Here is a 25,711-nt window from a genome sequence, read left to right on the forward strand (position 1 = left end):
TCCAATGAGCGCAACGGACACGATCCGGAACGGTGATGCGAGGGAGCCAGCATTCGGCTTCTGGCGGCGCAGCTATGCGATGCTGGTCAAGGAATTCATCCAGCTCCGCCGCGACCGCGTCTCCTTCGCCATGATCATCATGCTGCCAGTGATGCAGCTCACGCTGTTCGGCTACGCCATCAACACCACGCCGCGCAATTTGCCGACCGCGGTGCTGACCCAGGAGGACACCGATCTCGGCCGTTCGATCCTGAAGGCGATGGAGAACACCGCCTATTTCCATTTCGTCCGCGAGGTCCACACCGTCGAGGCGTTCGACGAGCTCCTGCAATCCGGCAAGGTGCTGTTCGGCGTCGAGATCCCGCGCGGCTTCGAGCGCGCGGTGCGGCGCGGCGACCGGCCGGCGCTACTGGTCGCGGCCGATGCGACCGATCCGGTGGCCTCCGGCACTGCGCTCGGCACGCTCGGGCCGCTGGTGCAGACCGCGCTGGCGCACGACCTGCATATCGGCGATCCTCCCGACATGCCGTTCGAGATCCGCGCCCATGCCCGCTATAATCCGGCGGCGGACTCGCGCCTCAACATCGTGCCCGGCCTGGTCGGGACCATCCTGACCATGACCATGCTGATCTTCACCGCGCTGTCGGTCACGCGCGAGATCGAGCGCGGCACCATGGAGAGCCTGCTGTCGATGCCGATCAAGCCGGTCGAGGTGATGTTCGGCAAGATCATCCCCTATGTGCTGGTCGGCTTCATCCAGGCCACGCTGATCATCGCGATCGGCATCCTGCTGTTCGGCGTGCCGGTGCTCGGCAGCCTCGTGCTGCTGGCGCTGCTGACCACGCTGTTCATCACCACCAATCTGTCGATCGGCTACACGTTCTCGACCATCGTGCAGAACCAGCTGCAGGCGATGCAGCTCTCGATGATGTTCTTCCTGCCGAGCATCCTTTTGTCCGGATTCATGTTTCCGTTCGCCGGCATGCCGGTCTGGGCGCAATATATCGGCGAGGGGCTGCCGCTGACCCATTTCGTGCGTATCGTCCGCGCCATCATGCTGAAGGGGGCGGCGATGCAAAACCTGCAATACGACACCATCGCGCTGGTCGCCCTGATGCTGGTCGCCATGACGATTGCCGTGACGCGCTTCCGCCGCACGCTCGATTGAGGCTAGTATGGATCTCATCGATCGCCATTCCGGGGCGATGCGAAGCATCGAACCCGGAATCTCGAGATTCCGGGTTCGCTTCGCGCCCCGGAATGACCGGGGTAGGGGAATGACTGAATTCTCGCACAACGACGCAGCGGGGAGCGGCACGACCGTCTCCGCCGATTTCCACCACGCCTTGATGCGCGAGGTGATGACGACCGAGCTGCTCCGCATCAAGGTGCTGATCGGCACGGCCGCGACGCTCGCCACGATCAGTTTGCTGGTGTTCTTCTTCGCGCCCGAGGCGGTGAGCCGGGTCTGGCACGGCAATCTCAGTCCCATCTACGTGTTCTACGTCGTCGTGCCGCTCGTCGTCTTTGAAGCATGGGTGCACGGGGCGATCCGCTGGCACATGCGCAAGGGGCGCGACCTGCCGGTGATCCGGCGCTATGTCGGCGTGCTGGTGGAGACGTCGCTGCCGACCGTCGTGCTGGCGTTGCACATGAACAGCATGGGCCGGCAGGAGGCGCTCGGCTTCGTGGCGCCGCTGATCTATTTCGTCTTCATCATCCTGTCGACGCTGCGGCTCGATTTCTGGCTCTCGACCTTCACTGGCTTCGTCGCGGCGGCAGAGCTGTTCTACATGGCGGTGCTCTTCCATGCGAGCGGTGCAGGCGATGGCGATCCCGGCATCTATTATCACGCCGCGCGCAGCACGATCATCCTGATCTGCGGCGTGCTGGCCGGCGCGGTCGGCATGCAGCTGCGCCGCCAGTTCGAGGCCAGCATCGCCGCCGGCACGGCGCGCGACCGCATCACCAACCTGTTCGGTCAGCACGTCTCGCCACAGGTGGTCGAGCGGTTGATGACGGAGGGCGCTTCGACCGCGAGCGACGTCCGCCGCGTCGCCGTGATGTTCGTCGATTTCCGCAGCTTCACCGCGGGCGCGCGCACCCGCTCGCCGCAGGAGGTGGTGGATCGGCTCGATGGCGCCTTTGCCGTGCTGGTCGACATCCTCGATCGCCATGGCGGCATCGTGAACAAGTTTCTCGGCGACGGCTTTCTGGCGTTGTTCGGCGCGCCGTTCGAAACCGGCGACGCCGCGCATCAGGCGGTTGCCGCCGCGCGCGAGATGCTGGCCGCCAACGAGCGCACCAACGCGGCGTCGAACTGGCCGCTGCGGATCGGCATCGGCATCCATATCGGCGAGGTCGTCGCCGGCAATATCGGCTCGCCGCGGCGCAAGGAATACACCGTGATCGGCGACACCGTGAACTTCGCCGCCCGGCTCGAGGCGCTCAACAAGGAGCTCGGCTCGCAATTCCTGATCTCGTCCGCGGTGCGCGAGGCACTCGGCGACGACTGCACCGACGCCGTCTCGCGCGGCGAGATCCCGGTGCGGGGTTACGAGCACCCGGTGCCGGTCTGGCAATTGGGGTAGGCCACCGTCCGATGGATTAAGGTATTTAGGTAGCGATTGACGCGAAGTCCTATACTCATATAGATGACTATATGAATACTGCCCTCGACGACCGCCTGCCGCGTTACCAGCGTCTCCGCGACGATCTCGCGGCGCGCATCAATCGCAATGAATGGCATCCCGGGGACCCGATTCCCTCCGAGGCCGAGCTCGGTGCGCATTACGGCGTCGCGATCGGCACCGTGCGCAAGGCAATCGATCAGCTCGTGAGCGACGGCGTGCTGGAGCGCCAGCAAGGCCGCGGCACCTTCGTGCGCCGCGCCCGGTTCAACTCCTCATTGTTCCGCTTCTTCCGCTTCCAGTCCGAGAGCGGCGAGCGCCGCGTGCCGCAGAGCCGCATCCTGCGCCGCAAGGCGATGCCGGCGACCACCGCCGTGGCGTCAGCGCTGCGCATCGGTGTCGGCGAGCCCGTCATCAGCCTGTCGCGTCTGCGGCTAATCGACGACGTGCCGCTGCTCGCGGAGGAGATCTGGCTACAGCGATCGCGCTTCGAGGCGATCCTCGCGCTCGCGACCGCCGAGTTCGGCGACCTGCTGTATCCGCTCTACGAGGATCGCTGCGGCCAGGTCGTGGTCTCGGCCGATGAAATCCTCACCGTCGAGATCGCGACCGGGATGCAATCGCGCCTGCTGCGGCTCGAAGCCAACGCGCCGCTGATCGTGATCGAGCGTCTTGCGTTCGATCTCGAGCGGCGGCCGATCGAATGGCGCCGCTCGCGCGGGCCGGCGGATCGCTTCCGCTACCACGCCGAGATCAGATGACCGCGGCGATCAATTAAAACAACACAAGACATTTCAGGGAGGAACGATGGCAAACTGGTACAGCGAATGCTCGCCGCTCGAGCGACGCACCTTCTGGGCAAGCTTTGGCGGCTGGGGGCTGGATGCGCTCGACGTCCAGATGTTCAGCCTCGCCATTCCGGCGCTGATCACCGCATTCGCCATCAGCAAGGCCGATGCCGGGCTGCTCGGCTCGGTCACGCTGTTCTTCGGCGCATTCGGCGGCTGGCTCGGCGGCGCGCTCGGCGATCGCTTCGGGCGGGTGAAGGCGCTGCAGATCACGGTCGCGACCTTTGCACTGGCGACCTTCGCCTCGGCCTTCGCGATGAACTACACCCAGCTCGTGGTGCTGAAGGCCATTCAAGGTGTCGGCTTCGGCGCCGAATGGGCCTGCGGCGCGGTGCTGATGGCCGAGATCATCCGCGCCGAGCATCGCGGCAAGGCCCTTGGTGCCGTGCAGAGCGCGTGGGCGGTCGGCTGGGGCGCGGCGGTGCTGCTCTCGGCGCTGGTCTTCACCTATGCGCCGGCCGATATCGCCTGGCGCGTCCTGTTCGCGGTCGGCCTGATCCCGGCGCTGCTCATTCTCTACATCCGCCGCGGATTGAAGGAGCCGCCGCGCACCGCGCCGCGCGAGGCCGAGCCGCCATTTTTCGCCACGCTCGCCGGAATCTTTCACCGCGACGTGCTGCGCTCGACCTTGATCGGCGGCCTGTTCGGGATCGGCGCCCATGGCGGCTATGCGGCGCTGACGACATTCCTGCCGACGTACCTGCGCGAAGTGCGGCATCTCTCGGTGCTCGGCTCCAGCGCCTATCTCGCCGTGATCATCGTCGCGTTCTTCTGCGGCTGCGTGGTGTCAGGCATCATCAGCGACCGGATCGGACGGCGCGCCAATGTGACGCTGTTCGCCGCCGCCTGCGTCGTGACCGTGCTGGTCTACATCTTCGCGCCGCTCTCCAACTCGCAGATGCTGGTGCTCGGCTTTCCGCTCGGCTTCTTCTCGGCCGGCATTCCGGCCAGCATGGCGGCGCTGTTCAGCGAGCTCTATCCGGCCGGCGTCCGCGGCACCGGCGTCGGCTTCTGCTACAATTTCGGCCGCATCGTCTCCGCGGCGTTTCCCTTCCTGGTCGGCTATCTCAGCGATCACATCGGCCTTGGCGCCGCGATCGGGATCGACGCGGCGTTCGCCTATTCGCTGGTGCTGCTCGCCGTGCTGATGCTGCCGGAAACCCGCGGCAAGGTTTTCGAGCAGGCCGCTGCCACACGCGCGTGATGATGAGGAATGATCATGACATCGGACCAACATCGGTTGACGCGGCGCCGGTTTGCCGCGGGAATGGCTGCCGCGCTGTCGGCGGGCGGATTGGCGAGCAGGGTGAAGGCTGAGATGCCGAAATTGGCGATCGATACCCACGCCCACGTTTTCCATCGCGGGCTGAAGCTCGCACCGGGCCGACGCTATGCGCCCGACTACGACGCGCCGCTCGCGCTCTATCTGCAGCAGCTCGACCAGAACGGCATCACCAACGGCGTGCTGGTGCAGCCGAGTTTTCTCGGCACCGACAATTCCTATCTGGTCGAAAGCCTCAAGGCGACCAATGGCCGGCTGCGCGGCATCGCCGTGGTCGATCCCACGGTTCCGGCGGAAGAGCTTCGTGAGCTCGACCGTGCCGGCGTCGCCGGCATCCGGCTCAATCTGGTCGGCCAGACGCTACCCGATCTGACATCATCGGAGTGGACGGCGCTGCTGGGAGAGATCAGGACGCTCGACTGGCAGGTCGAGATCCAGCGCAACGCCAGTGATCTTGCGGCGCTTGCGCCAAAGCTGCTCGACCAGGGCGTCAAGGTCGTGTTCGATCACTTCGCCTTACCCGATCCGAAGCTCGGCATCGACGACCCCGGATTCCAGTCGGTGCTCAAGCTCGGCGCGACGCGCAATATCTGGGTCAAGATCTCGGCGCCGTACCGCAACGGCGGGGCCGGCGAGGCGTTCGCGAAGCAGGCCTATCCGTTGCTGCGCAAGGCCTATGGCATCGATCGGCTGTTGTGGGGCAGCGATTGGCCGCACACGCAATTCGAGGCGACGCAGAACTACGCGAAGAACCGCAAATTCCTCGACGAGCTCGTCACCGATGCCGATGAGCGCGCCGGCGTGCTCGCGGCGCCGCGTGAATTGTTTCGCTTCTAGAGCATGATCCGGAAAAGTGCGAAGCGGTTTTCCGAAACGTGAGAGCGGGCGATTGTACCGAGTGCTCTGAATGGCGTCATCGCAGCCGTGCTACGATGACGCCATCGGTCGCGACGACCGGAGCACAAGGACACGCAAGATGCAGCGGCGCTATATCACTGTCGACGTTTTCACCGACCGCGCCTTCGGCGGCAACCCGCTCGCCGTGGTGCTGGACGCCGAGGGCCTGTCGGCTGAAGAGATGCAGGCGATCGCGACCGAGTTCAACTATTCCGAGACCACCTTCGTGCTGCCGCCGCAGGACCAGGCCAACGACGCCCAGGTGCGCATCTTCACGGTGCGCTCGGAAATTCCGTTCGCCGGCCATCCCAATGTCGGCACCGCCTTCGTGCTGGCGAGCCGGGCGGCGAAGCCGCCGGCGCAGCTGAGGTTCGAGGAGAAGGCGGGCCTCGTGCCGGTCAAGATCCTGTCGGACGGCGGCAGGGTTGTCGGTGCCGAGTTGACGGCGCCGCAGCCGCTGCAGCGAACCACCGAAGTGAGCGCCGCCGCTGCCGCCGCGTGCCTATCGCTGTCGGCGGATGACGTGACAACCGATCGGCATCTGCCGCAGGTGGTCTCGGTCGGCCTGCCATTCCTGGTGGTGGAGATCGCCTCGCGCGAGGCGGTCAAGCGCGCGCGGCCCGATGCCGCGGCGTTCGCCAGAGTGCTCGCCGAGATCGGCCGCGACGTCGTCTATTTCTACACCCGTGACATTCCGGCAAGTGAGCAGCCGCTCGACCTGCAGGCGCGCATGTTCCATCCGGGCGCCAGCGGCCTCTCCGAAGACCCCGCGACCGGCAGCGCGACCGCGGCTTGCGCGGCGCTGCTCGCCGACATCGATCCCGCGCGCGATGGCGAGTTGCGGCTGCGGATCGGACAAGGCGTCGACATGGGCCGGCCGAGCCTGCTGCTGACGCGGGTGCGCAAGCAGACCGGCGCCATCACCGCAGTGCATGTCGGCGGCGGCTGCGTGCAGATGATGCAGGGGACCTTGAACCTGCGGGGCGCGGAGAGCTAGGGCGTGTCCCTTATCGTCCGCGACTCCCCTTATCCCCCGACAGCGGTGAAGGCGCGGGCATTGCACGAGGCCGGAGAACGGCCATGCGCCGACATGTCGACGGCCTGCCGTTTTCTTGACCTTGGTGGCCCCGAGCGGAGCCCGTTTCTCGAACGCGCGAGCCAATCGACGACATTGCTCTGATCTCCGACAGCTCTCCCGGCAGAGCCGTCATTGATGCCGGCACCCGCCTGTCGACCACACGGCGATGTGAATGGCTCATGCCCGGTACGGAAATAAACGCGTTGACTTAAGAGCATATGCACCTATTTTGGTTCTTATGGGAGCATATGCTCTGATATCAAGGGAGCGTTGCCATGAGCGAAGCGACTATTCTGGTCAGCGGGGCGACCGGACGAACCGGAGGTGCTGCCATCGACGAACTGCTCAAGATGGGCAAGGCGGTGCGCGCTTACGTGCGCTCCGACGGTGAGCGGGCCGCGGCTCGGAAGCAGCGTGGAGTCGACATCGCCGTCGGCGATTTCACCGACGTCGACGCCATTCGCGCGGCCATGGAAGGCATCCAGTCCGCATATTTTCTCCATCCGATCGCGCCGGGAATCATCGGGGCGGCCGCCTATTTCGCACAGGCCGCGAAGGAGGCCGGCGTCACCGCGATCGTCAATATGTCGCAGATTTCGGCACGCCGGGAATCGGCAAGTCATGCGGCGCAGGACCACTGGGTTTCGGAGCGCGTGTTCGACTGGTCGGGTGTGGCGACGACGCATCTGCGCCCGACGTTCTTTGCCGATTGGCTGGTCTACCCGCATTTCGGCAAGGAGATCTGGGCAAAGAAGAAGATCGAATTTCCGTTTGAGAACGGCCGCCACGCGCCGATCGCCAGCGACGACCAGGGCCGTGTCATCGCCCACCTCCTAGCCAAGCCGAGAGGCCACGAAGGCAAGATTTATCCGCTGCACGGACCGGTGGAGATGAACCACGCCGAGATCGCCGCCGAGATGAGCGAGGTGCTCGGCAGCAAGATCGAATACGCGCCGACGTCGCTCGCGGTGTTCAAGGAGAAGATGGAAAAGCTCTACAAGTTTCCTCCGTTCCTGGTGCAGCACCTGGTCGAAGTCGCCCAGAATTATCGCGACGGCATCTTCTCGGGCACCAACGATGCTGTCGAGAAGATCACGGGAACACCGCCCCTCACGGTCCGCCAGTTCATCGCGCAGAACCGCGCCGTGTTCGCCTGAGTTGAAAACGGGCCAGCAGCGCGAATGAGCCGTACCGGCATCCAAATCTGGAAAGGTAGAGTGTCATGGACATCAAGAATGCAATCGTCTTCATCACTGGTGCCAATCGCGGCCTGGGTCTCGCCTTTGCGCGCGAGGCACGTAGCCGCGGAGCCGCTAAGGTCTATGCGGGCATGCGCAAGACCGATGGATTCAATGAGCCCGGCATCATCCCCGTGAAGATCGACGTCACCGACCCGGCATCGATCGCAGCTGCCGCTGCGTTGGCGGCCGATACGACGATACTGGTCAACAACGCCGGCATCGCCGCCCTGATCGACGGGCCTCTGTCGGCCGACGTCGCGGCGCAATCGGCCCGCATGTTCGACACCAACTATTACGGCGTCGTGCGCGTCACGCAGGCCTTCGAACCGGTCTTGTCGACGAAGCCGAACGCCGCCATCATCAACGTGCTCTCCGACATCGTGTGGCTGCCACGGCCGATTCTGGCGCCCTATGCCGCATCCAAGGCAGCGGCCTGGAGCTACACCAACCAGCTCCGCTTTCATCTGCGCGAACGCGGCGTTCAGGTTCTCGGCCTGCATGTCGGGTTCGTGGACACCGACCTGACCAACGGAATTGACGTCCCGAAGGCGAGCCCCGAGGACGTGGTGCGCCAGACCTACGACGCCCTCGTCGCCGGCAAGAGCGAGGTGATGGCCGACAAGGGAACGGTGGTGCTCAAGAGCACGCTTGCGGCCGAGGAGCCCGGCTACATCACGCCGCCGCAAGGGTTTTGAGAAAGGGTTTTGAGAATATCGCCGCGTCCGCGTCGCGCCTATATTCACGGCGCGGGCGCTAGAAAACGAGAACGACAAGGAGTGTTGCCGGTGAACAGGCCTCTGGGAATCGATCAATGCAACTGCTTCGCCATGAGGAAGGCCAACCGGCAGATGTCGCGGTTCTATGACGCCCACCTCGAACCGGTTGGGCTGCGCATCACGCAGTTCCTCACCCTTGCAGCGCTAAACGAACTCGGCAGCGCCGCCGTCAACGCGCTCGCCGAGCAGCTCGACATCGAGCGGACCGCCATGGGCAAGATGGTCGGTTTCCTGGAACGTGACGGCCTCGTTCGGATCCGGCCGTCGCCCACCGACGGGCGGAGCCGCCTCATCGAGCTGACCGATGCCGGCCGCCGTCTTCACGACAAGGCCGCTCCGCATTGGCAACGTGCCCAGCGAGAGTTCGAACAGCTGAACGGGGCGAAAAATGTCGCCGTGTTGCGACGGGCCATGCGCGACATGGTCGTCGGCGACATCAAGCCGGGCTCATCCGAGGACTGAGCGCCGCGATCCGATCGCCAGCGCCCGGCCGCGATGCGTGGCCGTCACAAGCCGGCGTCTACGCCTTCACGAGTACACGCCCTAAACCTGCGGCGCGGCCAGGTTCTCGATCTTGACGCCGTCGCGCTCCTCGATGATCTCGGCGATCCAGCGGCGGTGGCAGTGTTCGTGGTCACGCTCGTAGCAGAGGATGCAGACCGGGCCGGATTTCTTCACCAGCGCCGACAGCTCGTCGAGTTCTTCCCTGGCCTGCGCCGTCTTGAGGTGCGCCGAATAGATCTTGTGCAGCAGCGCATAGTGTCCGCTGCGCGCCGCCTCGCGGCCGCTCTTCGGCGTGCCGAGGCCGCGCAGATGGACGTAGCCGATGCCGCGCTCGTCGAGGCCTGCGGCGAGCTGGGTCTTGGAGAAGCCGGGACGGCGCGAGGAGGCGACGGCGCGGACGTCGACCAGCAGCTTGACGCCGGCTTGCTCGAGCTCGTCGAGCACGGCCTTCGACGGCGTCTGCTCGTAGCCGATGGTGAACAGCTTTTTCGCCTTCGCCATCGCCAAAGCCTTCACTTCACCCGTTCGATCAGTTCCATCGCGCCGGCGGGCGCACGCACCTTGCCCTCGTGGATCACGTAGGCGAACACGTCGCGCGGCGTCTTCTTCGGCGCTGATTTGTCGACCTTCGGCAGATCGTCCGGCTCGCCGCCGTCGGCCCAGGCCTGGAACCGCTTGGCCCAGGCGTCGAGCTGCTTCGGCGGATAGCAGGTCTTCAATTCGTCATTGCCCTTCTGCAGCCGGGCATAAACGAAGTCGCTGGCGACGTCGGCAATCGCCGGATATTTGCCGTGTTCGGCAAACACCACCGGCACCTCGTGCTCACGAATGAGCGCGATGAATTCGGGTACCTTGAAACTGTCGTGGCGCACCTCGACCACATGGCGCAGTGCGCGGCCGTCGAGCTTGCGCGGCAAGAGCTCGAGGAACTTGCCGAAATCGGCGCCGTCGAATTTCTTGGTCGGCGCGAACTGCCAGAGCACCGGGCCGAGCCGGTCCTTCAATTCCAGCACGCCGGAATCATAGAACCGCTTCACCGAATCGCCGGCCTCGGCGAGCACGCGGCGGTTGGTGGCGAAGCGTGGTCCCTTCAGCGAGAAGATGAATCCGTCGGGCACTTCGCTGGCCCATTTGCGGAAGCTCTCCGGCTTCTGCGAGCCGTAATAGGTGCCGTTGATCTCGATCGAGGTCAGCTTGGAGGCGGCGTAGGACAGCTCCTTCGCCTGCGCAAGCTTCTCCGGATAGAACACCCCGCGCCACGGCTCGAAGGTCCAGCCGCCGACGCCGATATAGATGTTGCCGGCGTCCGTCCTGGTCGTCTTGGTGTCTGTAGTCTTGGTGTCTGTCTTGGTCGCCTTGGTGGGAGCTTTGGCCACGACTGCACTCATCGTGAGGAGGGAAGGGCGAGACTAGTCAAAATAATCGTGATTGGCCAGTTTGCCAGATATCCGCGGCGGTGCTTATCGTGGTCGCCCGTGTTGGCTAGGATGCCGAAGAACGGGAGAACAACAATGCGCATGCTGGTTGCGGCCACCCTCTTGATGACGTCCTCGGCTGCCATATCGTCGGCTGCAATGGCCGATGAGGTCGACGATGCGCACAAGCTCGCGATCACCGGCCGCGACGCTTACTGGAATTGCCTCGCCCGCGAATATCCCCGCGACAGCAACAAGGCGATGTCTGATCAGGAGTTCTCGTCGCTGATCGCCAATGTCTGTCCCTCGGAGCGGCAGAATTTCCGGGTGTCGTTGATCGACTTCCTGTCGCTGCAATTTCCGAAACAGGATGCCGACGCCAACCTGACCACCGCCAACCGCGCGATCGAGCTGGCGCAGAAGGACATCGTCACCGCCTTCACCCGGCGCAAGGCCGCGGCGAAATAGGTTCCCGAATCCTGTTGCGGCCGGCCGATTTTTGATATCAATCCGCGCAGGCGAGGGGATGATCGGCATGCGCTCACAATCGACGGCAGGCTTGTTGGGTGCAGTGGTCGCGGCCATCGCGCTGGCGGCGGCGTTCATCTATGGGCCGTCGCCGAGCCAGCTCCGCAACCCGGCCCCGCCTGCCGCGGCGCAGCCGCAGGCGGCTCCTGCCGCTTCGGCCGCGCCGGCGGCCGCGGCGCCACGCGGCCCGGTGATCCGGGAAGTCCCGAACAACTAGCGCCAAGACGCCCTCGCGCCCCTTGCAAAGCGCATAGGGGCTTCCTATCTTGCTCATAACGGCGACGTTGCAGCTTTAAGGGCTCCGGCGCTGGGACGACCACGACAATGTCGGCTGCGCCGGATGTACGCGCGCCCCTTGTTCGTGGTCGTTGGCATTTTCGGGGTTATTTTGCCCCGTTTTCCCGCCTTCCAGGACCGCGTTTGGGCCGCTCTGCCTTGGCAGCGGGAGAGGCTGCGGCTATACGCTGGCGCCATGAATCAAGCCATCAAGCCGGGCCCCGAAACCTCCGCGCAGGCAGCAAGTCTGCCGCAGCTTTCGGTGGTCGTCCCGACCTTCAACGAACGCGACAATGTCACGGTGCTGTACCGCCGGCTTGACGCGATCCTGAAGGACGTGCCCTGGGAAGTCATCTTCGTCGACGACAATTCGCCCGACGGAACTTGGGACGTGGTGCGCGCGCTGGCGCGCAAGGATTCCCGCGTGCGCTGCATCCGCCGGGTCGGCCGGCGCGGCCTGTCGGGCGCCTGCATCGAGGGCATCCTGGCCTCGAGCGCGCCCTATGCGGCGGTCATGGACGCCGATCTGCAACATGACGAGACCCAGCTGCCGAGGATGGTGGCGTTGCTGCAGAGCGGCGAAGCCGAGCTCGTGGTCGGCAGCCGCTACATCGAGGGCTACAAGGCCGACGGCTTCAACAAGCAGCGCGCCGGCGCCAGCGCGTTCGCGACCGAGATCGCGCGCCGCACGCTGAAGGTCGAGATCGCCGATCCGATGAGCGGCTTCTTCATGATCCGCCGCGACCGCTTCGAGCAGCTTGCGCCGCAGCTCTCGACCCAGGGCTTCAAGATCCTGCTCGACGTGGTGGCGACCGCGCAGGGCAAGCTGCGCGCGGTGGAAATTCCCTACACCTTCGGTGCCCGCCAGCATGGCGAGAGCAAGCTCGACTCCATGGTCGCGCTCGACTTCCTCGGCCTGGTGCTGGCGAAGCTGACCCACGACCTGATCTCGCTGCGCTTCATCCTGTTCGCGGCGGTCGGCGGGTTCGGCCTGCTGGTGCATCTGATGGTGCTGTTCATCGCGCTGGAGCTGTTCAAGGCGCCGTTCCCGGAGGCCCAGGCCGCCGGCGCGATCGTCGCCATGACCAGCAACTTCATCCTCAACAATTTCCTGACCTACCGCGACCAGCGACTGGAGGGTTTTGGCATCCTGCGCGGCCTCTTGCTGTTCTACCTGGTGTGCAGCGTCGGCTTGCTTGCCAATGTCGGCGTCGCGTTCTCGGTCTACGACCAGGAGCCGATCTGGTGGCTTGCGGGTGCCGCCGGCGCGCTGATGGGCGTGGTCTGGAACTACGCGATGTCCGGGCTGTTCGTCTGGCGCAAGCGATGACGGTGGCATGAACGCGAACGAGGCGCGGCTGGCCCGGAACACCGCGCTTGCGGTGTGCGCGCTGGTCGCGCTGCGGCTGGCCGCTGCCGCATGGACGCCGCTGACCTTCGACGAAGCCTATTACTGGATGTGGTCGAAGTCGCTCGCCGGCGGCTATTACGACCATCCGCCGATGGTCGCCGTGGTGATCCGGCTCGGCACCATGATCGCGGGCGACACGCCGTTCGGCGTGCGGCTGGTGTCGATCCTGCTCGCGCTGCCGATGAGCTGGGCGATCTACCGGGCGGCGGAGATCCTGTTCGGCGGCCAGCGCGTCGCCGCGCGTGCGACCATCCTGCTCAATGTCACGCTGATGGCCGCGGTCGGAACGCTGATCGTGACGCCGGATGCGCCGCTGCTGGTCGCGGCGAGCTTCCTGCTGTATGCGCTCGCCAAGGTGCTGGAGAGCGGCCGCGGCGGCTGGTGGCTTGCGGTCGGCGCCAGTGCCGGCGCGGCGCTGCTGTCGAAATACACCGCGCTGTTCTTCGGCCCGGCGATCCTGATCTGGCTGGTGATGGTGCCGAAGCTGCGGCGCTGGTTGCTCTCGCCTTGGCTCTATCTCGGCGGCCTGGTTGCCGCCGGCCTGTTCGCGCCGGTCATCCTCTGGAATGCCGACCACCAATGGGTGTCGTTCATCAAGCAGATGGGCCGCGCCCGGATCGAGGATTTCCGGCCGACCTACATCGCCGAGCTGATCCCGACTCAGTTTGCGTTCGCGACGCCGCTCGTCTTCATCCTGGGCGTGATGGGCCTTTATGCGCTCTCACGGCGCCGCGCCGGCGCGATGCCTGCGCGCGTGCTGGTCAACACGATGTTCTGGACCATCGTGGTCTACTTCACCTGGCACGCGCTGCATGCGCGGGTCGAGGCCAACTGGTTCGCGCCGGTCTATCCGGCCTTTGCCGTGGCGGCCGCGGTCGCAGCGATCCAGGTGCAATGGGCGCCGCGCGAGCAACGCACGATCGATTTCTGCCGGCGCTGGGCCGCGCCGTCAGGCGTCGTGCTGTTCGTGCTGCTGATCGTGCAGGCCAACACCGGCTTGCTCTCGGGCTACCGCCGCGACGCCACCGTGCGCAGCGTCGGTGTCGGCTGGCAGGAACTTGCCAGCGCGATCGAGGCGGCGCGTGTGCGGACCGGCGCGAGTTGCGTGCTGGCGCCGGACTACGGCACCACCGGCTGGCTGGCCTTCTATCTGCCCAAGGGCAGCTGCGTCGCCCAGCAGGGCCAGCGCATTCGCTGGATCAACATGCCGGAGCCGAGCCCGGCGCAGCTGTCGGGCAAGCTATTGTATGTGCATGAGGTCGATCAGGCGATGCCGGCTTCGGTGCGCGACAATTTCGTCCATGTCGAGACGGTGGGCGAGGCCAAGCGCATGCGCGGGCCGTTGGTTGTCGAGACCTACGTGCTTGATCTGCTTGAAGGTGCCAAGGGCGAGGTGTTTGACCGTTCGCCGCCGCCGGAACTGCAATAAGATCGTCGCCGTCGAGTGTCGGATCGTCCGGATCCCGGTCGTCTTCCAGGAAGCCCGTCAACCACACGAGGTTCCAACATGACCAGTTCCGTCCTCAAGCCCGCCGCCGAGCTCGCCAGCACCAACACCATGCGCTTCCCCAACGAGAGCGACGCGTATCGCCGTGCGCGTCAGGCGCTGCTGGTCGAGGAGATCGAGCTGCGCCGGCATATCGAGCGCGTCGCCGCGCTGCGCCGCGCATTGCCGCCGGGCGGCGAGGTGGCGAAGCGCTATGAGTTCACCGGTGAGTCCGGCGCGGCGTCGCTCGCCGATCTGTTCGGCAACAAGCAGACGCTGATCATCTACAGCTACATGTTCGGCCCGCAGCGCGAGAAGCCGTGCCCGATGTGCACATCGTTCATGGGCACATGGGAAGAGAAGCTGCCCGATATCGAGCAGCGCGTCTCATTCGTGTTCACGGCGCGCTCGCCGATCGCGCGATTGATCGAGGCGAAGCGGGCGCGCGGCTGGACGCGGCACAGGATCTATTCGGATGGATCGGGCGACTACACGCGCGACTATGTCAACAAGGATGACAGCGACCTGCCTGGCTATAACGTCTTCACGCGCCACGACGGCACGATCCGTCATTTCTGGTCCGGCGAGATGGGGTCAGGCACAAAGGATCCGGGCCAGGACCCGCGCGGCGCGCCGGACATGGATCCGCTCTGGACCTTGCTCGACACCACGCGCGAGGGACGCGGCGCGGACTGGTATCCGAAGCTGAGTTACTGAAGCAGATTCTTGCTCGATCCCCGTGCGATTACGGGGCGATCGGCAAGGAAATTCTACCTCGGATTTATCTCGGCATGCGGCGGCGGAGCCGCGTGCCGCGATGTCCCATCATGGGACAAAAAAGCCGTTTTGGCGGTCCAATGTCATCTTAAAAAAGCCCTACGCCACAGGCACTTCCCGCGCTGCAGGGGATCGCATCCAGTTAAGTCGCATTTAACTAAAAGTCGCCTTAATGGCCGTCTGTGCCCCCTGCGCGACGGTGAGCCGACATGTCGTTCGGCAGATCCAGTGTGGGGACAAAGGTGGACCTGTTTTGAGCGCCGGGCGTATGGGTACGAGTGCGAGTGCGTATGTTCTTGGGGCGCCGAGCCGCAAGAAATCCTCCCGAAAAATTCTCCCGCAGCACTTCTTTGGCAGCGCGGCCGTCGCGGCGCTGGTGCTTGGCTGCGCCTGGACCGTCTACGCCAACATTTTCGCGGCGAGCGTCTTTCCGTCGGTCGGCAATGCGTCGTTCGATGCGCCGGTGGTGAAGCGGCCCGTCGCGGTCGCGAGCCGCCCGGCACCCGCGTTCAACGAGGTGTTTGCGTCCCTGACGCCAGCGCCGGCGAAGAGCGAGATCGCGAAGTCGGACGCCCGGGCATCGTCGCTCATGTTTAACGATCGGTTTGCAGCCGCCTCGCCCGCGGGCGTGGCGTCCAGCGTCGTGGCTGATGCCGCATCGCAGATCGACCCGATCAAGCAGGCCGCCGCACCGCAGGCCGCTGGCGCGGCGAGGGCGGTGGCCACGGCCGAACTCGCCGAGACATCGAAGCCGTTGCCGGCGCCGAAGTCGGTCGAGGCCGCGAAGAAGCAAGCCGCCACCAATCTGCAGGTGGCGCTCAACGATCCCGCCGCCAACGTTCAGCCCAAGGGGGCTGAGAAGAGCGCTGACGCGAAGCCGGCCGAAGCCAAGCAGGCCGCGAAATCCGGCGGCGTTCGCGACATGGCGGCGCGCGCCAAGGCCGCGGTGATGTCGATCGCCTCGAGCGAGCGGCAGACCATGGTCGAGAAGCTGTGGGGCAAGCGCGAGTCGAGCGGCGGACTGCTCTCCTTCGCGTCCGCCGACGCCAACGTGACCGGCAGCATCCCCTCGACGCTGGACCAGAACCCGATGCTCGGCGGCTCGCCGCCCTATGACCGCCAGACCGCGGTGTACGACATCTCGGCCCGGACCGTGTATCTGCCCGACGGCACCCGGCTCGAGGCACATTCAGGTCTCGGCTCCCGGCTCGACGATCCCAGGTCTTCGCATCTGAAGATGGTCGGCGTGACGCCGCCACACATTTACGAGCTGAAGCCGCGCGAGGCGCTGTTCCACGGCGTGCCGGCGCTTCGCCTCAATCCGATCGGCGGCGAGGGCAAGATCTTCAACCGCGTCGGCCTGCTCGCACATACCTTCATGCTCGGCCCGAACGGTGACTCCAACGGTTGCGTCTCGTTCAAGGATTACTACGCGTTCCTCGACGCCTACCGTAACAAGGGCATCCGCCGCCTCGCGGTGCTGGCGCGGATTCAGTAAGGCAGGGCGGCCGATGCGCAGGCCTCCCGGCGCCGATCTGGAACTGGAGGCCATTGTCGCTATACTGCACTGATCCAGGGCGAGTCCCGACTCGGCAACGGATCTGGTGCAAAGCGAACATGTCTCCGACGTCCGCCATCGAAACTCCACCGCCGATCACGACCGAAGCGTTCACCGATGCTGCGGCCGCCGTTGCCCGTCTCGAAGAGATCTACGAGCGCAACACCGGCTTCCTACGCAACCGCTTCGAAGCCTATGTCAACGGCGCCGTGATCACGACACGGGTGCGCGCGCATTACCCATTCGTCCGCATCACCACCTCGTCGCATGCGCGGCTCGATTCCCGACTCGCCTACGGCTTTGTCGCGGGGCCGGGCATCCACGAGACCAGCATCACCCGGCCGGACATCTTCCGGACCTATCTCACCGAGCAGATCGGGCTCCTGATCAAGAACCATGGCGTGGCGGTCGAGATCGGCGAGTCCGGCGAGCCTATACCGATCCATTTTGCCTATCGCCGCGACATCAATATCGAGGCGGCGCTGACCATCGCCGACAGCTCGGCGTTCACGCGGTCGTTGCGCGACGTCTTCGATACGCCGGATCTTGCGGCGATGGACGATGCGATCGCCGACGGCACGTTCGAATTGATGCCGGGGACGCCTGAGCCGTTGGCGCTGTTCCGCGCGGCGCGGGTCGATTACTCCTTGCGCCGGCTCTATCACTACACCGGCACCGATCCCGAGCACTTCCAGAATTTCGTGATCTTCACCAACTACCAGTTCTATGTCGATGCCTTCGTGCAATCGAGCCTGCAGCGTCTCGCCTCCGGTGAGGCAGGCCTCGAGGCGTTCGTTGCACCCGGCAATGTGATCACGCGCAACGCGCTGGCAGGCGGTGGCCCGACCGGGGCCGCATCGGAGCGCGTGCCGCAGATGCCGGCGTTTCATCTGGTCGAGCCCGGCTATCGCGGCATCACCCTGATCAATATCGGGATCGGCCCGTCCAATGCGCGCAACATCACCGATCACGTCGCGGTGCTGCGGCCGCATGCCTGGCTGATGATCGGGCATTGCGCCGGCTTACGCAACACGCAGCGGCTCGGCGACTATGTGCTGGCCCATGGCTATGTGCGCGAGGACCACGTGCTCGATCACGAGCTGCCGCTGTGGGTGCCGATCCCGGCGCTCGCGGAGATGCAGGTCGCGCTCGAGGAGGCGGTCGGCGAGGTGACCGGGCTGACGGGCTTCGAGCTCAAGCGGCTGATGCGCACCGGCACCGTCGCCAGCGTCGACAACCGCAACTGGGAGATCAGCGGGCCGCAGGTGATCCGGCGGATGTCGCAGTCGCGCTCGATCGCGCTAGACATGGAATCGGCGGCGATCGCCGCCAACGGCTACCGCTTCCGTGTACCCTACGGCACACTACTATGTGTCTCCGACAAGCCGCTGCATGGCGAGATCAAGCTCGCGGGGATGGCGAGCGAGTTCTATCGCCAGCGCGTCGGCCAGCATCTCCAGATCGGCCTGAAGGCGCTGGAGCGATTGAAGCAGCAGGAGTCCGAACGCCTGCATTCGCGCAAGCTGCGCAGCTTCGCCGAGGTTGCGTTTCAATAGCGTCGAACGACGCTCGCCTCGTTCACGCTGCGAGCGATTTCCACAATTGCGTCTCGGTGCCAACCGCGGCCTTGACCTGCGGCCGCGCCTGGATGCGCGAGAGATAGGCTGCCAGTGACGGCCATTGCGCGACGTCGACACCGGCGGCGCGAAGCAACAGCAGGGCCCAGGCGAGGTGCGCGTCGGCGACCGTGAAGCGGTCGCCGACCAGGAATTCGCGCTGCGCGAGATGCGCTGACGGCACCGACAAGGTCTGGCCGATCCTGGCGCGCGGTTTGGCAAGCGATGCGTCGTCCTTGTACCAGAAGGTCGGGAACAGAAAGCCCTTGTGGATCTCGGTGCCGATGAAGCTCAGCCATTCCTGCAACCGATAGCGGTCCGGATCGCCCGGTTGCGGTGCCAGGCCGAGCTCGGGCTTGAGGTCCGCAATGTATTGCAGCACCGCCGCGCTCTCGGTCAGGCGCTCGCCGTTCTCGAGCACCAGCACCGGTACCGCGCCCTTCGGTGCGACCGCGCTGAAGTCGCCATCGTCCTCCACCACCTTCTTGGTCCAGAGCTGGACGAGGTGGTAGCGCGCCTCGATTCCGGCTTCCATCAGCGCGATCCGGCTGGCCAGCGAGCAGGCCATCGGCGAGAAATAGAGCTGGAGCATGGCGATGTCTCTCAGGCGAGGGCGTTGCCGCGGGCGATGATCGCGAAGCGATCGGACAGTTCGGCGAGCGCCACGTCGTGGATGAGCTTTGCGGCGATCGTGCCGCCTTTGCCGTCGGGCAGGTCGCGGGTGGCGCAGCTGTCGGCGTCGATGGTGGTGCGGAAGCCGAGATCGAGCGCGGCGCGTGCGGTCGAGCTGACGCACATATGGGTCATGAAGCCGGCCAGCACCAGCTCCTTGCGGCCGGTCGCAACAAGCTGCGCGTTCAGCTCGGTGCCGGCGAATGCGTTCGGCAATTGCTTCTCGATCACGGACTCGCCGGGCCGCGGCTTAAGCGGTGCGACGATCGCGCCACGCTCCGCGCTGCGATCGAACAGGCTGCCCGGCGCCCCCTTGTGCGCGATGTGGATGATCCTGGCGCCGCTTTCCCGCGCGCGGTTGAGCAACGCGGTGGCGCGCGCAATCGCGTTATTGGCGTCGGGTAAAGCGAGGGGGCCGGCGAGATATTCGTTCTGGATGTCGATCAGCACCAGGCAGGCATCGCCGAGGCGGGGCGGGGTGAGGTCGATGCCGGCGAGCTGCATCAGCGTTTGGGCTGTGGTCATGGTCCTGAGGTCTCCAGCGGATCTGTGTTGCGAAAATATAGCCGTGCAGCGGCCTGCCGTTATGCAGGGATATTGCAGCCCGTGGCTGCGTTATTGCAGGTAGGCCCCGTGCGATGTAGCCTGACGCCATGAACTGGGACGACCTCCGCATCATCGCGGCCGTCAGGGACGAGGGCACCTATGCCGGCGCCAGCGCGCGGCTGCGGATCGACGAGACCACGGTCGGCCGCCGCCTGGCGCGGATCGAACGCGCGCTCGGACTGCGGCTGTTCGAGGCGGCCGACGGCGTCCGCAGGCCGACCCGGCAATGCGACGTGGTGCTCGCGCACATCCAGGCGATGGCCGCGCATGCCGAGGAGATCGGCCGCATCGGCGAAAGCCTGCCCGGTCCGGTCGGCCGGCTGCGCATCGCCTCCACCAACGCGATCGCCGAAGAAGTGCTGGCGCCGCGCACCAGCACCCTGCTGCGCGCCAATCCCGGGCTGACGCTGCAATTCCTGACGTCGAGCGACAATGTCAAATTCTCGCGCTGGGAAGCCGATCTCGCGATCCGGCTGCGCAAGCCCGACAAGGGCGACTTTGCGATCTCGAAGCTCGCCGAGGTCAGGCTGTATTTCTTCGAGCCTGTCGCGGCGACGGCGGGCGAGCCGGTGACGTGTGCCTATCCCGATGAGCTCGGCGCCATACCGGAGATGCAGTTCCTGCGCGCCAAGCGGCTTCGCGCGCGCTGCGTCACCGACAATGTCCGCATCATTCACAAATTGATCCAGTCGCATCACGCGGTTGGCGTGCTGCCGGAGCATAGTTGTGTCGACCTGCGGACCGATCGCCGGCTGCGCGCCACGCTGCTGGCGAAGCGGCGCGACGTCTGGCTCCTGGTGCAAAGCCATCTCAAGCGCGACGCGGCGACCCGCATCACCATCGACTGGCTGCGCGGCTGCTTTCAGGACGTCGCGCGCAGCGGGTGAGGTGGCGGCGGAGTCGCCCATCCGCTCTTTGTCATTCCGGGGCTCGCGAAGCGAGAGCCCGGAATCCATCGGGCCGCACGTTTCGCTGAAGAATGGATTCCGGGCTCGTGCTTCGCACGCCCCGGAATGACGAGGTGAGCGCGGTCGGAGGCGCGCCACCCGCTGTTCGCCACGAAAAAATCACGCGCTGCCCTCTTGCAACCCGGACGTGCTTCGTCTATTAGCCCGCTCCTTCGCTTCGGCCATGGGTTCGGGCTCGCTGAGATCCCGACTGGCGCGTGCCGCTCTGCGGTGTCGTGTTCCGCCGAAATGAAGATACGAGAATGAAGCTCATGGGCGAGCGTCGGGGCTGAAACCCCGAAGGTACCGGTTCGAATCCGATCTTCTCTCAAAGGATAGCTCAGTTAGGTAGAGCAGGTGACTACGAATCATCATGTCGCGGGTTCAATTCCCGCTCCAAGCGCTCCGTTCAGCCTGAAAAGCTGATACCTCTGAAGGGGACCGGACGCGCGCTTCAGTCGCAGTCCGGCCGTCCTGCCGCAAGGCTCTTCGTCCGAACATCGACACTGTGAGACCGGCTTTGCGCCGCGGTGGATACCGCTTGCGCCGATGCCGGGTGGCTCCGCTCGGCCGCGCGACGTCAGTCGCGCGAACGCGCGCGTGCGCCCATCATCGCGCAAGCTCAAGCCACGGCCCGCTTGGCTGACAGGAAGCCGCGTTCGCGTCCTCACGTCCTTTGCAAAACTGAAACCCGCTCTCCGGCCCATGGGCCTGAGCGCAACACTGGAGGCGTGCCAATGACCTGGCATATCTTGACGACCAAGTTGACGGTGAAGGATGGCGAGCGCGCGTTGCTGACGCGTGACGGCCGGCTGACGCAAGTGCTCGGTCCCGGACGTCACCGCCTGTTCGATCCCCTGCATGAGCTCAAGGCCGAGCTGTTCGGCGTCGTGCGAAGCGAATTCCCCGCGGATCGCTATGCGGTGATCAAGGCCGCGCGGCCCGATCTGGCCGACGAGCTGTTCGAGGCGATCGAGACCCGTGCGAACGAGATCGCGATCGTTAGCCTCGACGGCCGTCCGGTTCAGCTGATGACGCCCTGGCAGACGCGCGTGTACTGGAAGGTCGCGACGTCGGTCGAGGTCGAGCGCATCGACGTGGCGGATGATATCAGGGTCACGGCACGTCATCTTGCGATGATCCAGCCCAACCGGGCCGGCGTCATCACCGAGGCGGTGGTCGAGAACCACGAGGCCGGTCTGCTCAACGTCGAGGGCAAGCTCGTCGAGCGGCTCGCGCCCGGCCGGCACGCGTTCTGGATCGCGGGCCGCAAGATCGAGGTCAAGCGCCTCGACCTGCGTCCCCAGGCGATCGAGATCACGGCGCAGGAGATGCTGACCAAGGACCGCATCGCGCTGCGCGTGACGCTGACCGCGTTCCGCCGGATCGTCGATCCCGAGCGGGTCGTGGCAACGGTGCCCGACGTGGATGCGTGGCTGTATCGCCTGGTGCAGTTCGCGATCCGCGAGGCGGTGGCCGGCCGCACGCTGGACGAGGTGCTGTCTGCGAAGACCGCGCTCGACGAGGGGCTTCGTGACTACGTCCGCGGGCGTGTCGCGGAGTCCGGCGTCGAGGTCACCGAGCTCGGCGTCAAGGACGTGATCCTGCCCGGCGAGATCCGCGAGCTGGTCAACAAGGTGGTGGAGGCGGAGCGGGTGGCGAAGGCCAACCTGATCCGCCGGCAGGAGGAGACCGCGGCGACGCGTTCGCTCCTGAACACCGCCAAGCTGATGGAGGAGAATCCTCTGCTGCTGCGGCTCAAGGAGCTGGAGTCGCTCGAGCGGCTGGTCGAGAAGGTCGGCCGCATCGACCTGCATGCCGGCGATGGCCACGGCCTCGATGCGCTGCTGACCAAGCTGGTCCGCCTCAAGGCGCCCGAGAGCGCGTAACAAGAAGGGCCGCCCACGGGCGGCCCTTCGGTCTCGTCATTCCGGGGCGCGCGCAGCGCGAGCCCGGAATCCATTCATCCAATATGTCCGGCGGCGATCTCAGGATACAAATCGATCCACTGCGGGTTCTTCTCTTCAATCAATCTGATCTTCCAATCTCGCGCCACCTCTTCAGCTCCTTCTCGCGCGCAATCGCCGTCAGCGCATCATCATAGATTTCGAACCAGACGAGCTTGTCGACGGCGTATCGTTTCGTGAAGCCGGCAACTGCCTTGCTCTTATGCTCATGGATGCGACGAACGACGTCGTTCGTCACGCCGAGATAGAGCGTACCGTATTTATCGCTAGCGAGGAGATAGACGTAATAGGCCATGAGCAAGCTGGGGAATGGATTCCGGGCTCGGCGCTGTGCGCCGCCCCGGAATGACGAGGGAGTTTTGCCCGGCTCCGGGGGTAAGGCAACAGGGACTGTTACTCCCCTCAAAAACAAAAACCCCGGCATCGCTGCCGGGGTTTCGCATTTCGCAACTTGCCTTGAGTGGCCGGACCTTAGAAGTCCATGCCGCCCATGCCGCCGCCCGGAGGCATCGCGGGGCCGCCGGCGTTCTTCTTCGGCAGCTCGGCAACCATCGCTTCCGTGGTGATCAGGAGCGCGGCAACCGAGGCAGCGTTCTGGATCGCGGTACGCACGACCTTGGTCGGGTCGATGATGCCCTTCTTGACGAGGTCGGCGTATTCGCCGGTCTGGGAGTCGAAGCCGTGATTGTAGGCCTTGTTCTCCAGGATCTTGCCGACGATGACGGAGCCGTCTTCACCGGCGTTGATCGCGATCTGGCGAGCCGGAGCCGACAGCGCCTTGCGCACGATCTCGACGCCGGTCTTCTGGTCGTCGTTCTTGGTACGCAGACCCTTGAGCTGCTCGGAGGCACGGAGCAGGGCGACGCCGCCACCCGGGACGATGCCTTCCTCGACAGCCGCACGGGTCGCATGCATCGCGTCATCAACGCGATCCTTGCGCTCCTTCACCTCGACTTCGGTCGCGCCGCCGACGCGGATCACCGCGACGCCGCCCGCGAGCTTGGCGAGACGCTCCTGCAGCTTCTCACGGTCGTAGTCCGAGGTGGTCTCCTCGATCTGCGCCTTGATCTGGGCAACGCGAGCGTCGATGTCGGCCTTCTTGCCGGCGCCGTTGACGATCGTGGTGTTCTCCTTGTCGATCATCACCTTCTTGGCGCGACCGAGCATCTGCAGCGTGACGTTCTCGAGCTTGATGCCGAGGTCTTCCGAGATGGCCTGGCCGCCGGTCAGGATCGCGATGTCCTGCAGCATGGCCTTGCGGCGATCGCCGAAGCCCGGAGCCTTGACGGCCGCGACCTTCAGGCCGCCACGCAGGCGGTTGACGACGAGGGTGGCAAGCGCTTCGCCTTCGACGTCTTCAGCGACGATGACCAGCGGCTTGCCGGTCTGCACCACGGCCTCGAGCAGCGGCAGCAGCTCGTTCAGCGAGGAGAGCTTCTTCTCGTTGATGAGGATGTAGGCGTCGTCCATCTCGACGCGCATCTTGTCGGCGTTGGTGACGAAGTAGGGCGAGATGTAGCCGCGGTCGAACTGCATGCCCTCGACGACGTCGAGCTCGGTCTCGAGCGACTTGGCTTCCTCGACCGTGATCACGCCCTCGTTGCCGACCTTCTTCATCGCGTCGGCGAGGAACTTGCCGATCTCGGCGTCGCCGTTGGCGGAGATGGTGCCGACCTGGGCGATCTCCTCGTTCGAGGTGACCTTCTTGGAGTTCTTCTGGAGGTCCTCGACGACGGCTTCGACCGCGAGGTCGATACCGCGCTTCAGGTCCATCGGGTTCATGCCGGCGGCGACCGACTTGGCGCCTTCCTTCACGATCGCCTGGGCAAGCACGGTCGCCGTGGTGGTGCCGTCGCCGGCCGCGTCAGCGGACTTGGAGGCGACTTCGCGCACCATCTGGGCGCCCATGTTCTCGAACTTGTCCTCGAGCTCGATCTCCTTGGCGACGGTGACGCCGTCCTTGGTGATGCGGGGAGCGCCGAACGACTTCTCGAGCACCACGTTGCGGCCCTTCGGACCGAGCGTGACCTTCACCGCGTTGGCGAGAACGTCGACGCCGCGCAGCATCTTGTCGCGCGCCTCGACGGAGAATTTGACTTCTTTAGCTGCCATCTGAGTTTTTCCTTGAGAGATTTGATCTGGGAGGGAGGGGGGCGCTTAGGCCGCCTTCTTCTTGGAAGCGGGGACGTCGAGCACGCCCATGATGTCGCTTTCCTTCATGATCAGCAGGTCTTCGCCGTCGATCTTGACCTCGGTGCCCGACCACTTGCCGAACAGGACGCGATCGCCGACCTTGACGTCGATGGGGGTCAGCTTGCCAGTCTCGTCGCGGCCACCGGGTCCAACGGCGACGACTTCGCCCTGGTAGGGCTTTTCCTTGGCACTGTCCGGAATGATGATGCCGCCAGCGGTCTTCTCTTCGGCGTCGATGCGCTTGACCACGACGCGGTCGTGAAGCGGACGGAATTTCATGCAGTCCTCCTAAACATTTGCAGATGCTGTAGATTTTTGGAGTGTTAGCAGTCCAGCCCAGCGAGTGCCAGACTGGCTGCGCAGGACATAGGCCAAGCCTTGGCGGCGGGCAAGAGCCTCTAGCAGAAAAATTGGCACTCGCAGATGGTCGCTGCCAGGATCATTTCGGCATCCTTAATGCCGGCCCGAACGGTGCCGCTGCTATTAGCAGTTGCGGTAAGTTGCTGCTAACGCAAGAAATTTCAACAACCTATTAAACATTTGGGCTTGAGATGGGTTAGTCGCGTGCGTCACATTTCTCTCATGTGAGCGCATCCATGGCCGGTGGTCCGGCGGGGAAGGTCGGCCACCATGTGAATGCGCTCCGTCACAGGAGGTTGGCATGGTCTCGCGAGTTGGTGGGGTTGTTTCCGACGATTTCCGGAAGCAGTTGGTGGGGTATGGGCTGACGACGGCGCAAATCCTTTATCGGATGCCGGATCACCCCTCGTTGCTGCAGACCTATGTCTGGCAGAACTACGACCTATTTCCGAAATTTCCGGCGCTGCAGGATTTCCTCTCTTTCTGGCAGCAGAAGCTCGAGGGCCCGCTGTTCTCGGTGACGGTGGCGCATTCCAAGCTGGTCAAGCCGGCCGAACTGCGCTCAGTCGACGGGGTGTTCCGGCTGCACTGAAGATCGATCAGTAGCTGGGGATTGTAGGGTGGGCAAAGCGACAGCGTGCCC

The 25,711-nt window shown here is 65.0% G+C and carries 25 protein-coding genes, 2 tRNA genes and 1 pseudogene; 21 read left to right on the forward strand and 7 right to left on the reverse strand.

What is annotated here, in order from left to right:
- Positions 1–4: 4 nt before the first annotated feature.
- From ACVIW0_RS14290 to ACVIW0_RS14330, 9 genes are all read left to right on the forward strand, one after another.
- A complete protein-coding gene (locus ACVIW0_RS14290; protein ID WP_461352915.1) occupies positions 5–1,168 on the forward strand; it encodes an ABC transporter permease in 1,164 nt (387 codons plus the stop codon).
- Positions 1,169–1,277: 109 nt separating this feature from the next.
- Positions 1,278–2,591 carry an adenylate/guanylate cyclase domain-containing protein gene (locus ACVIW0_RS14295; protein ID WP_461352916.1) on the forward strand — a complete coding sequence of 438 codons (1,314 nt, stop codon included), beginning with the start codon at positions 1,278–1,280 and terminating at the stop codon, positions 2,589–2,591.
- A gap of 71 nt (positions 2,592–2,662) precedes the next feature.
- Positions 2,663–3,391 (forward strand): GntR family transcriptional regulator, encoded by a 729-nt coding sequence (locus tag ACVIW0_RS14300; RefSeq protein WP_461352917.1) that lies wholly within the window; start codon positions 2,663–2,665, stop codon positions 3,389–3,391.
- Between the two features lie 46 nt (positions 3,392–3,437).
- Positions 3,438–4,682 (forward strand): MFS transporter, encoded by a 1,245-nt coding sequence (locus ACVIW0_RS14305; RefSeq protein WP_461352918.1) that lies wholly within the window; start codon positions 3,438–3,440, stop codon positions 4,680–4,682.
- A 15-nt stretch (positions 4,683–4,697) separates the two neighbouring features.
- Positions 4,698–5,597 carry an amidohydrolase family protein gene (locus ACVIW0_RS14310; RefSeq protein WP_461352919.1) on the forward strand — a complete coding sequence of 300 codons (900 nt, stop codon included), beginning with the start codon at positions 4,698–4,700 and terminating at the stop codon, positions 5,595–5,597.
- Positions 5,598–5,736: 139 nt separating this feature from the next.
- A complete protein-coding gene (locus ACVIW0_RS14315; protein WP_461352920.1) occupies positions 5,737–6,654 on the forward strand; it encodes a PhzF family phenazine biosynthesis protein in 918 nt (305 codons plus the stop codon).
- A 356-nt stretch (positions 6,655–7,010) separates the two neighbouring features.
- A complete protein-coding gene (locus ACVIW0_RS14320; protein ID WP_461352921.1) occupies positions 7,011–7,892 on the forward strand; it encodes an NmrA family NAD(P)-binding protein in 882 nt (293 codons plus the stop codon).
- Between the two features lie 65 nt (positions 7,893–7,957).
- On the forward strand, positions 7,958–8,671 hold the full coding sequence (locus ACVIW0_RS14325) for an SDR family oxidoreductase (RefSeq protein WP_461352922.1): 714 nt from the start codon (positions 7,958–7,960) through the stop codon (positions 8,669–8,671).
- A gap of 132 nt (positions 8,672–8,803) precedes the next feature.
- Positions 8,804–9,214 carry a MarR family winged helix-turn-helix transcriptional regulator gene (locus ACVIW0_RS14330; RefSeq protein ID WP_461352923.1) on the forward strand — a complete coding sequence of 137 codons (411 nt, stop codon included), beginning with the start codon at positions 8,804–8,806 and terminating at the stop codon, positions 9,212–9,214.
- Between the two features lie 81 nt (positions 9,215–9,295).
- On the opposite strand, the gene ACVIW0_RS14335 is transcribed toward ACVIW0_RS14330, so the two are convergent.
- The gene (locus ACVIW0_RS14335; protein ID WP_461352924.1) at positions 9,296–9,757 is read right to left on the reverse strand and encodes a DUF488 domain-containing protein; all 462 of its coding nucleotides are present in this window, start codon (positions 9,755–9,757) and stop codon (positions 9,296–9,298) included.
- A gap of 11 nt (positions 9,758–9,768) precedes the next feature.
- Positions 9,769–10,632: a DUF72 domain-containing protein gene (locus ACVIW0_RS14340; protein WP_461352925.1), complete on the reverse strand. Its 864-nt coding sequence runs from the start codon at positions 10,630–10,632 to the stop codon at positions 9,769–9,771.
- A gap of 135 nt (positions 10,633–10,767) precedes the next feature.
- Between ACVIW0_RS14340 and ACVIW0_RS14345 the strand changes: the two genes are divergently transcribed.
- The 7 genes from ACVIW0_RS14345 to ACVIW0_RS14375 all read left to right on the forward strand — a co-directional run bounded on the left by ACVIW0_RS14345 (position 10,768) and on the right by ACVIW0_RS14375 (position 18,263).
- Positions 10,768–11,139, forward strand: coding sequence for a hypothetical protein (locus ACVIW0_RS14345; protein WP_461352926.1), 372 nt, complete (start codon positions 10,768–10,770; stop codon positions 11,137–11,139).
- A 67-nt stretch (positions 11,140–11,206) separates the two neighbouring features.
- Positions 11,207–11,416 (forward strand): hypothetical protein, encoded by a 210-nt coding sequence (locus ACVIW0_RS14350; protein ID WP_461352927.1) that lies wholly within the window; start codon positions 11,207–11,209, stop codon positions 11,414–11,416.
- 255 nt (positions 11,417–11,671) lie between these two features.
- Positions 11,672–12,805 carry a glycosyltransferase gene (locus ACVIW0_RS14355; protein WP_461352928.1) on the forward strand — a complete coding sequence of 378 codons (1,134 nt, stop codon included), beginning with the start codon at positions 11,672–11,674 and terminating at the stop codon, positions 12,803–12,805.
- Positions 12,806–12,812: 7 nt separating this feature from the next.
- A complete protein-coding gene (locus tag ACVIW0_RS14360; RefSeq protein WP_461352929.1) occupies positions 12,813–14,315 on the forward strand; it encodes a glycosyltransferase family 39 protein in 1,503 nt (500 codons plus the stop codon).
- A gap of 78 nt (positions 14,316–14,393) precedes the next feature.
- Complete coding sequence (locus tag ACVIW0_RS14365) at positions 14,394–15,089, forward strand: DUF899 family protein (RefSeq protein WP_461352930.1); 696 nt, start codon at positions 14,394–14,396, stop codon at positions 15,087–15,089.
- Positions 15,090–15,417: 328 nt separating this feature from the next.
- Positions 15,418–16,647 carry a DUF2778 domain-containing protein gene (locus ACVIW0_RS14370; RefSeq protein WP_461352931.1) on the forward strand — a complete coding sequence of 410 codons (1,230 nt, stop codon included), beginning with the start codon at positions 15,418–15,420 and terminating at the stop codon, positions 16,645–16,647.
- 119 nt (positions 16,648–16,766) lie between these two features.
- On the forward strand, positions 16,767–18,263 hold the full coding sequence (locus tag ACVIW0_RS14375) for an AMP nucleosidase (protein WP_461352932.1): 1,497 nt from the start codon (positions 16,767–16,769) through the stop codon (positions 18,261–18,263).
- A gap of 22 nt (positions 18,264–18,285) precedes the next feature.
- On the opposite strand, the gene ACVIW0_RS14380 is transcribed toward ACVIW0_RS14375, so the two are convergent.
- On the reverse strand, positions 18,286–18,915 hold the full coding sequence (locus ACVIW0_RS14380; protein ID WP_461352933.1) for a glutathione binding-like protein: 630 nt from the start codon (positions 18,913–18,915) through the stop codon (positions 18,286–18,288).
- An 11-nt stretch (positions 18,916–18,926) separates the two neighbouring features.
- Positions 18,927–19,520, reverse strand: coding sequence for a cysteine hydrolase family protein (locus ACVIW0_RS14385; protein WP_461352934.1), 594 nt, complete (start codon positions 19,518–19,520; stop codon positions 18,927–18,929).
- 128 nt (positions 19,521–19,648) lie between these two features.
- Here ACVIW0_RS14385 and ACVIW0_RS14390 point away from each other — a divergent pair, with 128 nt between their 5' ends.
- The 4 genes from ACVIW0_RS14390 (at position 19,649) to ACVIW0_RS14405 (ending at position 22,437) form a co-directional block, all read left to right on the forward strand.
- Positions 19,649–20,488: a LysR family transcriptional regulator gene (locus tag ACVIW0_RS14390; protein WP_461352935.1), complete on the forward strand. Its 840-nt coding sequence runs from the start codon at positions 19,649–19,651 to the stop codon at positions 20,486–20,488.
- A gap of 318 nt (positions 20,489–20,806) precedes the next feature.
- Positions 20,807–20,878, forward strand: a tRNA-Phe gene (locus ACVIW0_RS14395).
- Positions 20,879–20,881: 3 nt separating this feature from the next.
- Positions 20,882–20,948: transfer RNA gene (locus ACVIW0_RS14400), tRNA-Arg, on the forward strand.
- Positions 20,949–21,285: 337 nt separating this feature from the next.
- Positions 21,286–22,437, forward strand: a complete 1,152-nt coding sequence (locus tag ACVIW0_RS14405; protein WP_461352936.1) for a slipin family protein — start codon at positions 21,286–21,288, stop codon at positions 22,435–22,437.
- A gap of 74 nt (positions 22,438–22,511) precedes the next feature.
- Here the strand turns inward: ACVIW0_RS14405 and ACVIW0_RS14410 are convergent.
- From ACVIW0_RS14410 to groES, 3 genes and pseudogenes are all read right to left on the reverse strand, one after another.
- Positions 22,512–22,810 (reverse strand): annotated as a pseudogene (locus ACVIW0_RS14410) (GIY-YIG nuclease family protein).
- Between the two features lie 176 nt (positions 22,811–22,986).
- Positions 22,987–24,627, reverse strand: coding sequence for a chaperonin GroEL (groL, locus tag ACVIW0_RS14415; RefSeq protein ID WP_461352937.1), 1,641 nt, complete (start codon positions 24,625–24,627; stop codon positions 22,987–22,989).
- A 45-nt stretch (positions 24,628–24,672) separates the two neighbouring features.
- Positions 24,673–24,987, reverse strand: coding sequence for a co-chaperone GroES (gene groES / locus ACVIW0_RS14420; RefSeq protein ID WP_461352938.1), 315 nt, complete (start codon positions 24,985–24,987; stop codon positions 24,673–24,675).
- A gap of 382 nt (positions 24,988–25,369) precedes the next feature.
- Between groES and ACVIW0_RS14425 the strand changes: the two genes are divergently transcribed.
- Entirely contained in the window at positions 25,370–25,660 is a 291-nt protein-coding gene (locus ACVIW0_RS14425; protein ID WP_461352939.1) for an usg protein, read from the forward strand.
- Positions 25,661–25,711 lie beyond the last annotated feature (51 nt).

The sequence above is a fragment of the Bradyrhizobium sp. USDA 4454 genome, assembly GCF_054822705.1.

Excerpts from the sequence above, each read along its gene's own strand:
- ACVIW0_RS14290 (WP_461352915.1), top strand. The coding sequence starts at position 5 with ATGAGCGCAACGGACACGATCCGGAACGGTGATGCGAGGGAGCCAGCA.
- ACVIW0_RS14295 (WP_461352916.1), top strand. The coding sequence starts at position 1,278 with ATGACTGAATTCTCGCACAACGACGCAGCGGGGAGCGGCACGACCGTC.
- ACVIW0_RS14300 (WP_461352917.1), top strand. The coding sequence starts at position 2,663 with ATGAATACTGCCCTCGACGACCGCCTGCCGCGTTACCAGCGTCTCCGC.
- ACVIW0_RS14305 (WP_461352918.1), top strand. The coding sequence starts at position 3,438 with ATGGCAAACTGGTACAGCGAATGCTCGCCGCTCGAGCGACGCACCTTC.
- ACVIW0_RS14310 (WP_461352919.1), top strand. The coding sequence starts at position 4,698 with ATGACATCGGACCAACATCGGTTGACGCGGCGCCGGTTTGCCGCGGGA.
- ACVIW0_RS14315 (WP_461352920.1), top strand. The coding sequence starts at position 5,737 with ATGCAGCGGCGCTATATCACTGTCGACGTTTTCACCGACCGCGCCTTC.
- ACVIW0_RS14320 (WP_461352921.1), top strand. The coding sequence starts at position 7,011 with ATGAGCGAAGCGACTATTCTGGTCAGCGGGGCGACCGGACGAACCGGA.
- ACVIW0_RS14325 (WP_461352922.1), top strand. The coding sequence starts at position 7,958 with ATGGACATCAAGAATGCAATCGTCTTCATCACTGGTGCCAATCGCGGC.
- ACVIW0_RS14330 (WP_461352923.1), top strand. The coding sequence starts at position 8,804 with ATGAGGAAGGCCAACCGGCAGATGTCGCGGTTCTATGACGCCCACCTC.
- ACVIW0_RS14335 (WP_461352924.1), bottom strand. The coding sequence starts at position 9,757 with ATGGCGAAGGCGAAAAAGCTGTTCACCATCGGCTACGAGCAGACGCCG.
- ACVIW0_RS14345 (WP_461352926.1), top strand. The coding sequence starts at position 10,768 with ATGCGCATGCTGGTTGCGGCCACCCTCTTGATGACGTCCTCGGCTGCC.
- ACVIW0_RS14350 (WP_461352927.1), top strand. The coding sequence starts at position 11,207 with ATGCGCTCACAATCGACGGCAGGCTTGTTGGGTGCAGTGGTCGCGGCC.
- ACVIW0_RS14355 (WP_461352928.1), top strand. The coding sequence starts at position 11,672 with ATGAATCAAGCCATCAAGCCGGGCCCCGAAACCTCCGCGCAGGCAGCA.
- ACVIW0_RS14360 (WP_461352929.1), top strand. The coding sequence starts at position 12,813 with ATGAACGCGAACGAGGCGCGGCTGGCCCGGAACACCGCGCTTGCGGTG.
- ACVIW0_RS14365 (WP_461352930.1), top strand. The coding sequence starts at position 14,394 with ATGACCAGTTCCGTCCTCAAGCCCGCCGCCGAGCTCGCCAGCACCAAC.
- ACVIW0_RS14370 (WP_461352931.1), top strand. The coding sequence starts at position 15,418 with ATGGGTACGAGTGCGAGTGCGTATGTTCTTGGGGCGCCGAGCCGCAAG.
- ACVIW0_RS14375 (WP_461352932.1), top strand. The coding sequence starts at position 16,767 with ATGTCTCCGACGTCCGCCATCGAAACTCCACCGCCGATCACGACCGAA.
- ACVIW0_RS14380 (WP_461352933.1), bottom strand. The coding sequence starts at position 18,915 with ATGCTCCAGCTCTATTTCTCGCCGATGGCCTGCTCGCTGGCCAGCCGG.
- ACVIW0_RS14385 (WP_461352934.1), bottom strand. The coding sequence starts at position 19,520 with ATGACCACAGCCCAAACGCTGATGCAGCTCGCCGGCATCGACCTCACC.
- ACVIW0_RS14390 (WP_461352935.1), top strand. The coding sequence starts at position 19,649 with ATGAACTGGGACGACCTCCGCATCATCGCGGCCGTCAGGGACGAGGGC.
- ACVIW0_RS14405 (WP_461352936.1), top strand. The coding sequence starts at position 21,286 with ATGACCTGGCATATCTTGACGACCAAGTTGACGGTGAAGGATGGCGAG.
- groL (WP_461352937.1), bottom strand. The coding sequence starts at position 24,627 with ATGGCAGCTAAAGAAGTCAAATTCTCCGTCGAGGCGCGCGACAAGATG.
- groES (WP_461352938.1), bottom strand. The coding sequence starts at position 24,987 with ATGAAATTCCGTCCGCTTCACGACCGCGTCGTGGTCAAGCGCATCGAC.
- ACVIW0_RS14425 (WP_461352939.1), top strand. The coding sequence starts at position 25,370 with ATGGTCTCGCGAGTTGGTGGGGTTGTTTCCGACGATTTCCGGAAGCAG.